This is a genomic window from Cellulophaga tyrosinoxydans (genome assembly GCF_900176415.1).
GTDB classification, from domain to species: domain Bacteria; phylum Bacteroidota; class Bacteroidia; order Flavobacteriales; family Flavobacteriaceae; genus Cellulophaga; species Cellulophaga tyrosinoxydans.
Map to the genome: position 1 here is coordinate 565,170 of NZ_FWXO01000002.1, position 15,487 is coordinate 580,656.

The following is a 15,487-nucleotide window of genomic DNA, read 5'->3' on the forward strand; positions in this document are numbered from 1 at the left end:
GCTTATAACAAACGAATGTCTTGTTTTCTAAAATTTTCTAATAACATATCATCTGGATCTAGTTCCGTTATCATGGTATTAATGGCGTTAATTTCACACGTTTTATACCGATGTTTAGAATTTAATTTCTCAGATATGGACAAAAGTACAGTTTTCTTTGAAGATTTAATTATAGCTTTTTTCACTTGTACACTTTCCAAATCAAATTCTGTCAATCCATAATTTATATCTACATATCCTGTTCCAATAAAACTGTAATCAAAAGTAATATCTAAAAGTTGATGTATTGCATTAGCACCAATAGAAATTTGAGAGTCTTTAGATAATCTTCCTCCAATAAAAAACACATCTACTCCCTTTTTGGTTAACAATTCCAATGCTACAGCAAGACTAGTTGTAAAACAGGTAATTTCCAATTTATTAGGTATCAACTTTGCCAATTCTAAACAGGTGGTTCCCCCATGAATTAATATTGTATTCCCTGTATTAATAAGAGACAATGCTTTAGTAGCAATTTTAATTTTATCTTCTAGGGCATATATATTCTTATTCTCAGTGGCATAATTTGTAAAACCTAATGCAATAGCACCTCCGTGTACTTTTTTAAGTTGTTTATCTGCATCAAGCTCTTTTACATCTCTTCTAATCGTATCCATTGATACTCCAATTTGCTCAGCAATATCTGAAAGTAGAATTCGGTTATGCAGCTCTACTTCATTGATTATAACCCTATGTCGCTCCTCTTTTAACATTGATTATCTAATTATTTAACATTGAAATATACTACAAATATATTTAATTAAATGCTGTTTTATGCTGTTTATAATGATTAAAATAAAATAATTGCAAAAAACTGCAAAGACAAAATTTTTGTTTATTTTTGAATAGCAATGTTCTTAAGAACGAATTTCAAACTCAAAAAAACACAAAACAAAAAGAACACTAATAACATGCCCGACACATTAGAAAAAGATACGGAACTTAAAAAATTTGAAAAGATAAATACGCACGTTTATGATAGTTCGGAAGCAGCATCATTATATGTGGCGCGAGAAATTGCAGATTTAATTAAAGAACGACAAAAAACCAGCGATAATGTAGTATTAGGACTAGCTACAGGCTCTACTCCTACCAAAGTTTATGATTATCTGGTAAAATTCCACAAAGAAGAATCGCTAAGTTTTAAAAATGTAATTACATTTAATTTAGATGAATATTTTCCGATGCAACCCGATTCTATTCATAGCTATGTGCGATTTATGAACGAGCATTTATTTGATCATATTGATATTTTAAAAGAAAATATTCATATCCCAGATGGTTCCTGCACAAAAGAAAATGTAAAAGAATTTTGCGACGCTTACGAAGCTAAAATCGAAAAAAATGGCGGAATAGATATTCAAATTTTAGGAATTGGCCGTACTGGACATATTGGCTTTAATGAACCGGGTTCATCTTTAAGTAGTAAAACAAGGGTTGTACGTTTAGACCGAGTAACCTTATTAGATGCCGCAAGTGACTTTTTTGGTTTAGAAAATGTACCCGCAAAAGCCATAACAATGGGTGTAGGTACCATAATGGCAGCCAAAAGAATTATCCTTATGGCATGGGGTGAAGGAAAATCGTTAATTATAAAACATGCAGTAGAAGGAGAAATAAAGGAGTCTATACCCGCTACTTTTCTGCAACACCACGTTAATTGCGATTTTATTCTAGATGAAGCTGCCGCATCAAACTTAACCAGAATACATACACCTTGGTTAGTTTCGGAATGCATTTGGAATGATACCTTAATAAAAAGAGCTACAATTTGGTTATCCGAAAAGCTGAACAAAGCCATACTTAAACTTACCAATGAAGATTATAGTGAGTTTGGCATGGGTAGTTTGGTTGCAGATATTGGTTCTGCAGAAAGTATTAACTTAAAAGTTTTCAACCAATTACAACAAACTATTACTGGTTGGCCTGGTGGAAAACCAAATGCTGATGACCATAACAGACCTGAAAGAAAAAGTCCCTTTCCGAAAACCTCACTTATTTTTAGTCCACATCCAGATGATGATGTAATTTCTATGGGTGGTACCTTATTAAGATTAGTGGATCAAGGACACCATGTACATGTGGCCTATCAAACTTCTGGTAATATTGCTGTTTTTGATGATGAAGTTATCCGTTTTTTGGACTTTGCCCTAGATATGCAACCAAATAATCATGAACTAATAAAACAGTTCGATAAGATTAGAGATTTTCTAAAAAATAAAACTCCTGGACAAATAGATAGTCCTGAAATTCAGAAAATAAAAGGACTTATAAGAAAAGGGGAAGCGTTATCCGCCTGCCGTTATTGTGGCGTTGAAGAAGATAATGCACATTTTCAAAACTTACCTTTTTACGAAACTGGTACGGTAAAGAAAAAACCACATTCACAGGCTGATATTCAAATTACTTATGATCTTTTAAACAAAATAAAACCCAATCAAGTTTTTGCGGCTGGCGATTTATCCGATCCGCACGGCACCCATAGAGTTTGTTTAAAAATTGTTTTTGAAGCATTTGAACAACTCAAAAAAGATAAAGTAAAATGGATAGACGATTGTTATCTATGGCTTTACCGTGGCGCTTGGCAAGAATGGGATGTTGCAGACATGGAAATGACCGTGCCAATTGGCCCTAAAGACATGCAAAGAAAAAAGAATGCCATTTTTAAACATCAATCTCAAAAGGATGCTGCAATGTTTCCGGGAAATGATGAACGAGAGTTTTGGCAACGAGCAGAACAACGTAATAAAGAAACCGCACGAAAATATAATGCATTAGGACTCGCCGAATACGAAGCAATGGAAAGTTTTGTACGCTATAAATTTTAAGAAAAAATCATCTCAAAAAACTTGTTTAAAATCTTAAATATTGCATTTATATTACTCTTTTTAATTTTATATCTACATTTAGCTCAAACTAATTTCGAATGATTCAAAAAGATAAAGGAGCTTGGGCCTGGGTGCCCATTTTATATTTTACTCAAGGCTTGCCTTATGTACTGGTGGTTACCGTATCGGTAATCATGTATAAAAACCTTGGGGTAAGTAATGAAGATATTGGACTATACACCAGTTTATTGTACTTACCTTGGGTATTAAAACCTTTTTGGAGCCCAATAGTAGATCTTTTTAGTACCAAAAGAAAATGGTTTTTGGCTATGCAATTACTAATAGCTATTGCACTTTTTGGTGTGGGCCTCAGCATATCTTCTAATATGTTTTTTATAACCACTCTTGCTTGCTTTTGGATGGCTGCATTTGCATCAGCCACCAATGATATTGCTTCTGATGGATACTATATGTTGGGACTAACAGAAAAGAAGCAATCTTTCTTTGTTGGTATGCGAAGTACATTTTACCGCTTAGCAATGGTTACCGGGGAAGGTCTAATAGTTTTTGGTGCTGGCTTTTTAGAGGAAAAATATGGTGATAACACCAAGGCTTGGAGTATAACCATGACCGCTACTGCATTTCTAATGTTAGTTTTAACAATTTCTAATTTTTTTGCAGCACCTAAATATGAAAGTTCAGATAACATAACTTTAGACAAGCCCAAAGGTTTTTTTGAAGTATTTATCTCGTTTTTCAAAAAGCCACAAATTGGTATTGCTCTTGCCTTTATTCTTACGTATAGATTAGGAGAATCACAATTAGTTAAAATGGCCTCTCCATTTTTATTAGATACCCCAGATAAAGGAGGCCTTGGTTATAGCACTAAAGAATTAGGACTCTTATTTGGAACTATTGGTGTTATTGCACTTACCGTTGGTGGCATCCTTGGTGGCATACTAATCTCCAGAGATGGACTCAAAAAGTGGATGCTGCCTATGATTTTTTCCCTCAATGTTCCTAATATATTTTATGCCATTTTAGCGCTTACAAAAACCACAAATATTGTTGCCGTTACTACAACAGTAGTGCTCGAAAAATTTGGTTATGGTTTTGGGTTTGCTGCATTTTTAATGTACTTAATTTATATTGCAAACGGTAATTCTAAAACTTCGCATTACGCTATTGCCACTGGATTTATGGCCTTAGGAATGATGCTGCCTGGAATGATTAGTGGGTATATTCAAAATTGGTTAGGCTATGGCGGATTTTTTGTTTGGGTAGTAATAGCCGCATTGCCAGCGTTGTTCCTATTAAAATATTTACAATATCCTGCCGATTTCGGAAAGAAAGAAACTGTGAGTAATGAATAATTTTATTCCATACATACAAGCAAAAACAAAGCTTTCTATAGTTGAAAAAATTGGTCAACTATTTATGCCTGCAGCTTTTATTAATGATTCGGAAGAAGAAATTCTAGCGATAGAACAATTAATAAAAGAGCACCATGTTGGAAGTTTATGTTTTTTTCATAGTCGCGCTAGTGCTGCAACTAATTTCGAGGGCAAAAAGAAAATTGTATACAATGAAGATAGTTTTGCCACATTAAAAAAACTAATCCAACGCTATCAATCTGTAGCAAAATATCCTTTGTTAATCAGTATTGATGCGGAATGGGGTTTGGCAATGCGAATTGAGAATACTACCCAATATCCGTATGCCATTACACTAGGGGCTATTCCAAACAAAACCGATTTAATTTATAAAGTAGGGCAACAAATTGCTCAAGATTGCAAGGCTGCAGGAATTCATTGGAATTTAGCACCTGTGGTAGATATCAACAACAATCCTAATAATCCTGTTATTGGGTATCGCTCTTTCGGAGAAGAAAAACATAACGTTACCCAAAAAGCCCTTGCTTTTATAAAGGGATCAGCTCATGAAGGCGTAATAACCTGTTTAAAACATTTTCCTGGCCACGGAGATACTGCGGTGGACTCACATTTGGGACTGCCATTAATATCAAAATCTAAGGATGATTTGGTAGCAAATGAACTATTTCCTTTTCAACAATTAATCAATGAAGGCGTTCCTACCATCATGGCGGGTCATTTATCTATTCCTGCTCTAGCTGATGGTGACACAATTCCTTCAAGTCTTTCTAAAAAAATGTTGAAGAATTTATTAAGAGAGGAAATGAATTTTAAAGGGGTGGTCATTTCTGATGCCTTAAATATGCATGCCGTATCAAAAAACTATCCTATTAAAGGGGAGTTAGAATGGTTGGCTTTCGATGCGGGAAATGATGTATTATGTTTTGCCGAAAATATAGAAGAAGGCATCCAAACTATAGTAGAAAATGCCTCAAATAGTCAGGTTGAAGAAAGTTTTGAACGCCTTTGGAGGTTAAAAGAAATGGCGTTCAAAGCATGTGATAATCCTGCAAAATTAAGTGAAGCCTCTATAGTAAACAAAGAAATTGCAAGGGCAAGTTTAACACTTTTTAAAGGCACTACTGGCTCTTTTAATACGCAAGATTTTATTGGTTTAGAAATCAACCAAAGCAAGCCTCCGTCTATTTTCTTTAAAACATTAGCAGATAAAAAAACGTTTCCATTAATGTCAACCTTCGAAAATTCTGTTGAAGTACTACGGCAACAAACCAAAAACGAAAAAAACATTCTTTTGGCACTATTTCCTCCAAAAGCAAAACCAGCTAACTTGTTTGATATTCCTAAAGAGCAATTAGACTTAATTAATGAATTATTTGAAACTAAAAATGTGATTTTGTACCTTTTTGGTAATCCTTATGTTTTAAATCATTTGCAAATTGATAAAGCAAAGGCTATTGTAATTGCCTATCAGAATTTTAAAGAATTTCAAGAAACCGCAGTACAATTTGTTCTAAAAGAAATTGAAGCTTCAGGTAAAATACCGGTTTCTATTAAATCTATTTAACAATGAAAATTTATAAAATTATTGGACTTATGTCAGGCACATCCTTAGATGGATTAGACCTAGCATACTGCCATATTTGGGAGGAAAAGGCCAAATGGGAATTTGAAATTAAAGCTACAAAAAGTGTTTCCTACACCACTGAAATGGAAACAAAATTAAAAGATTCTATTTCGCTTTCCGCTGCTGAGTTATTACAATTTCACAACAGTTACGGTACTTGGCTTGGGCAACAGGCAAAATTATTTATTGAAGAACAAAATCTTGATGTAGATTATATTGCAAGTCATGGTCATACTACTCATCATCAACCCCATAAAGGATTTACTTTTCAAATAGGTTCTGGACAACATATCGCCAATAAAACAGGAATTGAGGTAATTTGTGATTTTAGAACTAATGATGTGGCTTTAGGCGGACAAGGAGCGCCTTTGGTTCCAATTGGTGATCAACTTTTTTTTAATGATTACGACTTCTGTTTAAATCTTGGTGGGATCAGCAACATATCGTTTAATTTTCATCATAAGAGGATTGCTTATGATATCGGGCTTGCCAACATGGGCCTTAATTACATCACCCGAAAAGCTGGACTAGCCTATGATGAAGGGGGTAAATTAGCTCGCAAAGGCAGTATAAATTCCACCATGTTAAAAGCATTAAATGCTTTGGAATATTATGATTTACCTTTCCCAAAGTCTATCGGATATGAATGGTTTATAGACAAAGTTGTTCCTATAATTGATAATACCGAAGACGCTCTTGAAAATCTTCTGCACACTATGGTGATGCATGTTAGTGAGAAAATTGCTGAAGATATTTTACAGAATACCACCCGCCCAAAAAACACGCTTTTGGTAACAGGTGGTGGTGCACTAAATAATTATTTAATTGAAAGTTTACAACTAAAATTAGGTAACACAGTAACCGTTGATGTTCCTTCAAAAACGATAATTGAATTTAAAGAGGCGCTTATTTTTGCATTAATGGGTGTTTTACGCCTCAGAAAAGAAACAAATGTACTCTGTTCTGTTACTGGAGCAACTCGCGACTCTTCTAGTGGAGTTATCTATGTGGCTTGTTAAATGAATCATCAGTATTTTGATTGCAATTTGCTATATTAGAACATCACAAATACTAAAACCAATCTAATGTCTGAAAAACAAAAAAAAGCAACTGCCTACTGGAAAGAAAATGTCAGATACTTAATTATACTGCTATCCATTTGGTTCGCTGTTTCTTATGGAGCAGGAATTTTGTTTAAAGAAACGCTAGACCAAATCCAAATTGGAGGTTTCAAATTAGGCTTTTGGTTTGCGCAGCAAGGTTCCATTTATGTTTTTGTTATTCTCATATTTGTGTACGTACGACTAATGAATAAGCTCGATAAAAAATACGGCTACAACGAATAAATTACCAACCAAAATTTATTATTATGACAGTTCAAACATGGACCTATATTTTAGTCGGACTCACTTTTGCACTTTATATAGGCATTGCCATCTGGTCTAGAGCTGGATCAACGAAAGAATTTTATGTGGCCGGCGGTGGAGTTTCTCCACTAGCAAACGGTATGGCCACAGCGGCAGATTGGATGTCAGCAGCATCATTCATATCCATGGCCGGAATTATTGCCTTCGCCGGTTATGATGGCTCTGTTTATTTAATGGGATGGACAGGTGGCTACGTACTCCTTGCCCTACTCTTAGCTCCTTACCTGAGAAAATTTGGAAAATTCACAGTCCCTGATTTTATTGGAGATCGGTATTATTCAAAAACAGCACGTATTGTAGCCGTTATTTGTGCCCTAATTGTTTCTTTCACCTACGTAGCGGGACAAATGCGTGGCGTTGGTGTTGTATTCTCTAGATTTTTACAAGTAGATATCAATTCAGGGGTAATTATCGGAATGGTCATTGTACTTTTTTATGCGGTTCTAGGTGGCATGAAAGGAATAACCTATACGCAAGTGGCACAATATTGTGTGCTCATTTTTGCTTTTATGGTACCCGCTATTTTTATATCCATACAAATGACAGGAAACCCAATTCCCCAATTAGGCATGGGTGCTACGGTTAATGATGGTTCTGGATTATATTTATTAGAAAAGTTAGATGGCTTATCAACCGAACTTGGCTTTAATAACTATACCGATGGCTCAAAGTCTACTATCGATATATTTACAATTACTTTAGCCTTAATGGTCGGTACTGCAGGATTACCCCATGTTATTGTACGATTTTTTACAGTGAAAAAAGTGAAAGATGCCCGTAAATCTGCTGGATTAGCATTATTGCTTATTGCCATTTTATATACTACGGCTCCTGCAGTAGCAGTGTTTGCAAAAACAAATTTAATTAATACCGTAAGCAATCAATCATATGCAAATATGCCCGAATGGTTTAAAAATTGGGAAGGCACTGGTTTATTGACCTTTGATGATAAAAACAACGATGGTAAAATTCAGTACGTAGCAGATAAAACTAAAAATGAATTAACCATTGATAATGACATTATGGTACTCGCTAATCCAGAAATTGCCAATTTACCAGCTTGGGTTATTGCCTTGGTTGCCGCTGGCGGATTGGCAGCTGCACTTTCTACTGCAGCCGGTTTGCTATTGGTTATATCATCATCGGTTTCACATGATTTAATTAAGAAAATAATTAAACCTAATATTTCCGACAAAGGTGAACTATGGGCAGCTCGAATTTCAGCAACTATTGCTGTGATCATCGCAGGTTATTTTGGCATTAATCCACCAGGATTTGTTGCCGCAGTGGTTGCCTTGGCGTTTGGACTCGCTGCTGCATCATTCTTCCCGGCAATTGTACTTGGTATTTTTTATAAGAAAATGAATAAAGAGGGTGCTATTGCTGGAATGGTAGTCGGAATTTTATTGATGCTTTTCTATATGACCAAATTCAAATTTGGATGGTTTGGTGGTGGAACGCCAGCGGACTATTGGTTTAATTTTGGCAAAGGCGGAATCTCTCCAGAAGGCTTTGGTAGTATCGCAATGATTGCTAACTTTATAGTAGCATTAGTTGTTATGAGATTTACTCCAGAACCACCGCAAGATGTTCAAGATATTGTCGAAGACATTCGTATTCCAAGTGGAGCAAAAGAAGCAACTGGACATTAAACAGTGCCTCGTAAACAATGAAATAATTAATAAAACAAGTTTTAATGTACAATCTCAATTAGATAATGTTCATTAATTTATAGACATACAGCGCATGAGTAATTACCACATCAAACATTTAGAAGAATATTTTCAAGTTTACCGTAAATCTGTTCGAAATCCTGAAGCTTTTTGGGAAGAAATTGCGGAAGAACATTTTGTATGGCGTAAAAAATGGAATAACGTACTTAGTTGGGATTTCACAAAACCAGAAATTAAATGGTTTGAAGGTGCTAAACTAAATATTACAGAAAACTGTATTGACCGCCATTTACCTACTCGTGGTACTAAAACGGCCATTATATTTGAACCTAACAATCCAGATGAAGAAGCGGAACATATTACATACTTTCAGTTACATGAAAGAGTAAGTCGTATGGCAAATGTGTTAAAAGACCATGGTGTAAACAAAGGCGATCGTGTTTGTATTTATTTACCTATGATTCCTGAACTAGCCATTGCCGTTTTAGCATGTGCGCGTATTGGCGCCATCCATTCTGTGGTATTTGCTGGCTTTTCTTCTAATGCCCTATCTACTAGGATAAATGATTCTGACTGTAAGCTCGTGATAACTTCTGACGGATCGTATCGTGGTAATAAAACAATAGATTTAAAGGGAATTGTAGATAAAGCATTGGAAGAATGCCCTGGAGTAAAAAATGTGCTCGTGGCTAAACGGATCAATACTAAAATTGATATGAAAGCGGGTCGTGACAAATGGTTACAACCACTTTTAGATGAAGCCTATGCCGATTGCGTTGCGGAGATTATGGATGCCGAAGATCCATTATTTATTTTATACACCTCTGGTTCTACAGGCAAACCAAAGGGAATGGTACATACTACTGGAGGATATATGGTGTATACCGCCTATACGTTCAAAAATGTTTTTCAATATAGAGAAGATGATGTGTATTGGTGTACCGCCGATATAGGTTGGATTACCGGTCACTCATACATTGTTTACGGACCCTTAGCTAATGGAGCGACTACCCTTATGTTCGAAGGTATTCCTTCTTATCCTGATTCGGGTCGTTTTTGGGAAGTCATAGAAAAGCATAAAGTAAATCAGTTTTATACTGCTCCTACAGCAATAAGAGCCTTAGCAAAAGAGAATTTATCATTTGTTGAAAAGCATGATTTATCGAGCCTAAAAGTTCTAGGTTCTGTAGGGGAACCCATTAATGAAGAAGCTTGGCATTGGTATAACAACAATGTCGGCAAAAAACAAAGTCCTATTGTAGATACCTGGTGGCAAACCGAAACTGGTGGAATTATGATTACACCTATACCGTATGTAACCCCAACAACACCAACTTATGCCACCTTGCCTTTTATTGGTATTCAACCTGCTTTAATGGATGAAGAAGGCAATGAAATTAAAGGCAATCAAGTAGAGGGGCGTTTGTGTATTAAATTTCCATGGCCGGCAATAGCCCGTACCATATGGGGAGATCACCACCGGTATAGAGACACCTATTTTACGGCTTTTAAAAACAATTATTTTACTGGTGATGGTGCCTTGCGTGATGCGGTGGGCTACTACCGAATTACGGGTCGTGTGGATGATGTTATTATTGTTTCTGGACATAATTTAGGCACTGCGCCTATTGAAGATGCTATAAACGAACACCCTGCTGTGGCAGAATCTGCGATCGTTGGTTTCCCGCACGACGTAAAAGGAAATGCCTTATACGGATATGTTATTCTAAAAGAAACTGGTGAAACTCGAGATCGTGATAACCTTCGTAAAGAAATTAACCAGCAAATTACGGAACATATTGGTCCTATTGCCAAACTAGATAAAATTCAGTTTGTATCTGGATTACCTAAAACGCGAAGTGGTAAAATTATGCGACGTATTTTACGCAAAATTGCAAGTAATGACATTTCTAATCTTGGTGATACCAGTACGCTTCTAAACCCAGAAGTGGTTCAGGAAATTATAGATAATGCGCTTTAAACAATCAAATACCATAACTTAGCTTAAGAGGTAACTTCATTAAAAATGACTGAAAAAATCCAGCAAAAAATCATAAGCGTTTGCCAAGATAAAATTGCTAAAAAAGGAGAAAACGTCGGACTTTCTTTCTACGCATTTTTTGCCAATAAAAATGACAATCCTGAGTTACTAATGGAGGTTGCGCAATGGTGGATTGCTACCCATAAATTAGATCATTTTGAAAAAGCGACTAAAATTATTAGCCTAGTTAAAAAAGAAATGAAATAATTACAACATGTTGTTTCCTGATGTATTTTTGGTCCGTAATTGCACACCAAAAAAACTAAAAAAGGGATGAAAGCATTTTGGACCATTGGACTTCTAATTTTAAGCAATTCGTTTATGGTAATTGCTTGGTACGGCCATTTAAAATTTGCAGAATGGAAATGGTTTAATAAACTAGGCCTTATAGCCATTGTACTCATCAGTTGGGGAATTGCTCTTTTCGAGTACTTGTTTCAAGTCCCAGCAAACCGCATTGGCTTTAGTGGTAATGGCGGTCCATTTAGCCTAATACAATTAAAAGTAATACAAGAAGTAATCACTTTGGTTGTTTTTGCCCTATTTACCCTTGTGGTTTTCAAAACAGAAACCTTTAGACTCAATCATGTAATTTCATTTATATTCTTAATTCTAGCCGTTTATTTTATGTTTAAGAAATAAACCGCTAACCTTTAGGTGAAATTACATAAACCAAAAAAATAGCTGTTTTTTAAATAAATCATTATACCTACTAGTTTCATTCGAACTGTAGTTATCTTTACATAACATTACACCACACCACACGAACTATAATTAGTATCGTGTAGCTATACTTTTCGCAGACCCATTTACTATTCTAACAGTTAAAAAGACGATTGCCCATGCTTGATCTTGAAATAGTATATGAAAACAGCGATTATCTTATTGTTAACAAATTGGCTGGTTTAATCAGTGAAAATAACCCGTTCGAAAAGTCTACCGTAGAACAGCAGGTACTAACTCATCTTATAAAAAACAAGCCTAAACCATTTATTGGTATTATTCACAGGTTAGATCGGGTTACAAGTGGCCTTTTAATTTTTGCCAAAAAAAAGAGCATTCTTGTTGAATTTAATTTACTCTTTAGCAGTCGAAAAATACAAAAGACTTATTTAGCGGTCGTTAAAAATAAACCACCTAGTGGAAATCAAAATTTAACCGATTTTCTTCAAAAGAATAACATAGAAAAAAAATCCTATATCCTTCCCGCTAAAACCAACAGTACTGTAAACTGTGCCCTTTCTTATAAAGTAATTGGCAAGAATAATTTTGGCTACCTATTAGAAATTAAACCAAGAACAGGTAGATTCCATCAAATACGCGCCCAATTAGCCAATAAAGGTTTGGCCATTATCGGCGATGAAAAATATGGCTCAGATCAAGTATATCTTCCGTTATCTATTTGTCTTCATGCTTGGAAAATAACGTACCAATTAAAAGATTCTTTGCTTACTCAGACTTTTGAAGCTCCCATGCCAAATAACCTTTATTGGAAATTTGAAGCGATCTAAAAAACACTTCTCTAAAAAAATAAGAAACTAGAATATCTAGACAGTTAGAAAAAGGCAAACGAGTATAAAACTGTTACTTATCCCCGAATAAAACCCAATCCCAAATAAACTGTAGCTATCTTTGTCCAAAATTATTTTATGTCAAAGAAGTTTTCCAAGCTTGGTGTTAACGAAGCCTTTCAACAAAGTTTAACCGATTTACAGATTGCTGTTCCAACAGATATTCAGGTAAAAACCATTCCGTTAATCTTAACCGCAAAGAAAGATATTGTTGCCCTTGCTAAGACAGGAACGGGCAAAACTGCCGCTTTTGGCTTGCCTTTGCTTCAATTAATCGATGTAAAAAACAACAAAATACAAGCGGTTATCTTAGCACCAACGCGTGAATTAGGACAACAGATTTATGCCAATTTAGTGTCGTTTGCTAAACATACGCCTGCCATATCAATTATATCCATTTGTGGTGGAACGCCTATAAAACCTCAGATAGAAAAGCTAAAAAGCACCATACATGTGGTGGTAGCAACTCCAGGTAGATTGGTAGATTTAATTCAGAAGAAAGCCATCAATCTAAAAAATGCCCATTATTTGGTTTTAGATGAAGCCGATGAAATGGTCACGGCCTTAAAGGAAGACTTAGATCCTATTGTAAAGGAATTACCGGAAGACCGCAGAACCTTTTTGTTCACGGCTACCATGCCGGGTTCCATTAAACAATTGGTGCAAAATTACTTGAATAAAAATGTCATGCAGCTGGAAGCCGATATGGAAACTATTGGGCATCAAGGCATTGACCACCAGTATATTGTAGTAGAACCAATTGAAAAATTGGATGTATTACTGCACTTTTTAAGCGCTAGAGAAGGGAAACAAGGTATTATTTTCTGTAAAACCAAGGCTGCCGTAAACAAACTAGCCAAAAATTTAGCCATTAATAAATTCTCTTCTGGCGCACTTCACGGAAGCCTTACACAAGCAATACGTGACCGAGTAATGGGTCAGTTTAGAGACGGACATATTTCTATTTTAGTAGCGACCGATTTAGCTTCCCGTGGTATTGATGTAAAAGATATTGCTTACGTAGTCAATTACCACCTTCCTGAAACGTATGATTTATATGTACATAGAAGTGGTAGAACGGCAAGAGCGGGTGCAAAAGGACTTTCGTTAACTATTCTTCAGCAGGAAGAAGTGGCGGATATTCCGGTTTTCGAAAAAGAATTAGGGATTACTTTCCATAAAATTAAGAAAGCCGACGCTGCGAGTATAGAAGAAACTAATGCGTTACTTTGGGCTAAGAAAATATTTAAAACAAAACCGAATCGTGAAGTTTCGGAAGAATTTAAGGATAAAGTAAAAACCATTTTTCATCATTTAACAAAAGAAGAATTGATAGAAAAAGTACTGGCAAATTACTTAGATCAAACAGGTACATTTCTTCCTAAAGAAGCAAATCCGAATACAAAAAACCACTAATTGCAATGGCAAATACGATAAAAGATCAGCAGGATATTTTAGCAAAACTGAATATTACTGCACTAAATCCAATGCAAGAAGAAGCTATTGCGGTTATAGAAAAAACAACCAATACCATTATTCTTTCCCCAACAGGAACTGGAAAAACATTGGCATTTTTACTACCGTTAATTGCGGTTTTAGACCCAACGATTGATGAAGTACAAGCCTTAATTGTAGTGCCTACTCGCGAGTTAGCCATACAAATAGAGCAAGTGCTACGCGTAATGGGAACTGGCTTTAAAGTAAATGCCGTTTATGGTGGGCGTACTATGGCAAAAGATAAAATAGAACTGAAACACACGCCTGCAATTTTAATTGGGACACCAGGTAGAATTTTAGATCATTTTGATAACGACCGTTTTTCTAAAAAAAGCATTAAAACTTTAATCTTAGACGAGTTTGATAAGTGTTTGGATAAAGGTTTTGATGATGAAATGAAAGGCATTATTGCCAATGTACCGCACATTAACAAACGTATTCTTACTTCGGCTACACAGAATATAGAAATTCCGAGTTTTGTACGTTTAGATCAGCCTGTTTTAATCAATTATTTAAAAGAAAAAAAGGCACTGAAGCTAGATATCAAAACAGTAATTTCTGCCACGCGAAACAAATCGCAAACCTTGCTCGATTTAATTCATTATATCGGCAATGACCAAGGGATTGTTTTTTGCAATTTAAAAGATAGCATTACTTATTTAAGTTCGTTTTTAACTAAAAATAAAATCAGTCATTCTTGTTTTTCTTCTGAAATGGAACAGCATGATCGTGACCGTGCCCTGATAAAATTCAGAAATGGTACCAGCCAATTATTACTTGCAACAGATTTAGCTGCTAGGGGAATTGATGTGCCAGAATTAAAACATATTATCCATTACGAGTTGCCGCAAACTTTACAAGAATACACGCATAGAAATGGACGTACAGCACGAGTTAATACCAAAGGAACGGCTTATGTTCTAAAATGGGAAAAAGAAGATTTTCCGGAATATGTAAAAAATCCAAACAGATTAAATATTTCTGCCAAAGCCATTCGCAAACCGCAGTATTGGGAAACCCTATTCATTTCAGGCGGAAGAAAAGACAAAATATCAAAAGGTGATATCGCAGGGTTATTTTTTAAACAAGGCGGAATCACCAAAGATCAGTTAGGTGCCATTGAGTTAAAACAAGACTGTGCTTTTGTCGCTGTTCCAAAGGCTATAGCCAACGAATTGGTGAACAAATTAAGCAACACTAAGCTTAAAAAGAAAAAAGTACGCATTACGGTTTTGGAGTAGTTGGTTGTGGGTTGCTGGTTGATAGTTGTTAGATGTTAGATGTTAGAAGTTAGAAGTTAGAAGTTAGAAATATCAAAAATCAACCTTATTGTCACTTCGAGTGAATTATTTAGTTGCGATAGCGAAGAAATAATTTGTATCGAGAAGCATCG

The 15,487-nt window shown here is 35.4% G+C and carries 13 protein-coding genes; 12 read left to right on the forward strand and 1 reads right to left on the reverse strand.

Annotated elements, in window-relative coordinates; genetic code table 11:
* Positions 1–2 precede the first annotated feature (2 nt).
* Positions 3–752: a DeoR/GlpR family DNA-binding transcription regulator gene (locus tag B8963_RS09515; RefSeq protein WP_084061270.1), complete on the reverse strand. Its 750-nt coding sequence runs from the start codon at positions 750–752 to the stop codon at positions 3–5.
* 138 nt (positions 753–890) lie between these two features.
* Between B8963_RS09515 and nagB the strand changes: the two genes are divergently transcribed.
* The 12 genes from nagB (at position 891) to B8963_RS09575 (ending at position 15,335) form a co-directional block, all read left to right on the forward strand.
* Positions 891–2,867, forward strand: a complete 1,977-nt coding sequence (nagB, locus tag B8963_RS09520) for a glucosamine-6-phosphate deaminase (protein ID WP_084061271.1) — start codon at positions 891–893, stop codon at positions 2,865–2,867.
* 98 nt (positions 2,868–2,965) lie between these two features.
* A complete protein-coding gene (locus B8963_RS09525; protein ID WP_084061272.1) occupies positions 2,966–4,240 on the forward strand; it encodes an MFS transporter in 1,275 nt (424 codons plus the stop codon).
* Positions 4,233–5,825: a glycoside hydrolase family 3 protein gene (locus B8963_RS09530; RefSeq protein ID WP_084061273.1), complete on the forward strand. Its 1,593-nt coding sequence runs from the start codon at positions 4,233–4,235 to the stop codon at positions 5,823–5,825. The genes B8963_RS09525 and B8963_RS09530 overlap by 8 nt, the downstream gene beginning before the upstream one ends.
* A 2-nt stretch (positions 5,826–5,827) precedes the next feature.
* The gene (locus tag B8963_RS09535; protein ID WP_084061274.1) at positions 5,828–6,904 is read left to right on the forward strand and encodes an anhydro-N-acetylmuramic acid kinase; all 1,077 of its coding nucleotides are present in this window, start codon (positions 5,828–5,830) and stop codon (positions 6,902–6,904) included.
* Between the two features lie 66 nt (positions 6,905–6,970).
* Positions 6,971–7,231: a DUF4212 domain-containing protein gene (locus B8963_RS09540; RefSeq protein ID WP_084061275.1), complete on the forward strand. Its 261-nt coding sequence runs from the start codon at positions 6,971–6,973 to the stop codon at positions 7,229–7,231.
* 23 nt (positions 7,232–7,254) lie between these two features.
* On the forward strand, positions 7,255–8,964 hold the full coding sequence (locus B8963_RS09545) for a sodium:solute symporter family protein (protein WP_084061276.1): 1,710 nt from the start codon (positions 7,255–7,257) through the stop codon (positions 8,962–8,964).
* A gap of 94 nt (positions 8,965–9,058) precedes the next feature.
* On the forward strand, positions 9,059–10,966 hold the full coding sequence (gene acs, locus B8963_RS09550) for an acetate--CoA ligase (RefSeq protein ID WP_084061277.1): 1,908 nt from the start codon (positions 9,059–9,061) through the stop codon (positions 10,964–10,966).
* A gap of 45 nt (positions 10,967–11,011) precedes the next feature.
* The gene (locus B8963_RS09555; RefSeq protein WP_084061278.1) at positions 11,012–11,233 is read left to right on the forward strand and encodes a DUF6500 family protein; all 222 of its coding nucleotides are present in this window, start codon (positions 11,012–11,014) and stop codon (positions 11,231–11,233) included.
* A gap of 66 nt (positions 11,234–11,299) precedes the next feature.
* Positions 11,300–11,668: a DMT family protein gene (locus B8963_RS09560; RefSeq protein WP_084061311.1), complete on the forward strand. Its 369-nt coding sequence runs from the start codon at positions 11,300–11,302 to the stop codon at positions 11,666–11,668.
* Positions 11,669–11,868: 200 nt separating this feature from the next.
* Positions 11,869–12,537 carry an RluA family pseudouridine synthase gene (locus B8963_RS09565; RefSeq protein ID WP_084061279.1) on the forward strand — a complete coding sequence of 223 codons (669 nt, stop codon included), beginning with the start codon at positions 11,869–11,871 and terminating at the stop codon, positions 12,535–12,537.
* 138 nt (positions 12,538–12,675) lie between these two features.
* Complete coding sequence (locus B8963_RS09570; protein WP_084061280.1) at positions 12,676–14,013, forward strand: DEAD/DEAH box helicase; 1,338 nt, start codon at positions 12,676–12,678, stop codon at positions 14,011–14,013.
* 5 nt (positions 14,014–14,018) lie between these two features.
* Positions 14,019–15,335, forward strand: a complete 1,317-nt coding sequence (locus B8963_RS09575) for a DEAD/DEAH box helicase (protein WP_084061281.1) — start codon at positions 14,019–14,021, stop codon at positions 15,333–15,335.
* The last annotated feature ends 152 nt before the right edge of the window (positions 15,336–15,487 follow it).

Coding starts and splice junctions, on each gene's coding strand:
- B8963_RS09570 (WP_084061280.1), top strand. CDS start 12,676: ATGTCAAAGAAGTTTTCCAAGCTTGGTGTTAACGAAGCCTTTCAACAA.
- B8963_RS09540 (WP_084061275.1), top strand. CDS start 6,971: ATGTCTGAAAAACAAAAAAAAGCAACTGCCTACTGGAAAGAAAATGTC.
- B8963_RS09560 (WP_084061311.1), top strand. CDS start 11,300: ATGAAAGCATTTTGGACCATTGGACTTCTAATTTTAAGCAATTCGTTT.
- B8963_RS09535 (WP_084061274.1), top strand. CDS start 5,828: ATGAAAATTTATAAAATTATTGGACTTATGTCAGGCACATCCTTAGAT.
- B8963_RS09555 (WP_084061278.1), top strand. CDS start 11,012: ATGACTGAAAAAATCCAGCAAAAAATCATAAGCGTTTGCCAAGATAAA.
- B8963_RS09530 (WP_084061273.1), top strand. CDS start 4,233: ATGAATAATTTTATTCCATACATACAAGCAAAAACAAAGCTTTCTATA.
- nagB (WP_084061271.1), top strand. CDS start 891: ATGTTCTTAAGAACGAATTTCAAACTCAAAAAAACACAAAACAAAAAG.
- B8963_RS09515 (WP_084061270.1), bottom strand. CDS start 752: ATGTTAAAAGAGGAGCGACATAGGGTTATAATCAATGAAGTAGAGCTG.
- B8963_RS09565 (WP_084061279.1), top strand. CDS start 11,869: ATGCTTGATCTTGAAATAGTATATGAAAACAGCGATTATCTTATTGTT.
- B8963_RS09525 (WP_084061272.1), top strand. CDS start 2,966: ATGATTCAAAAAGATAAAGGAGCTTGGGCCTGGGTGCCCATTTTATAT.
- acs (WP_084061277.1), top strand. CDS start 9,059: ATGAGTAATTACCACATCAAACATTTAGAAGAATATTTTCAAGTTTAC.
- B8963_RS09545 (WP_084061276.1), top strand. CDS start 7,255: ATGACAGTTCAAACATGGACCTATATTTTAGTCGGACTCACTTTTGCA.
- B8963_RS09575 (WP_084061281.1), top strand. CDS start 14,019: ATGGCAAATACGATAAAAGATCAGCAGGATATTTTAGCAAAACTGAAT.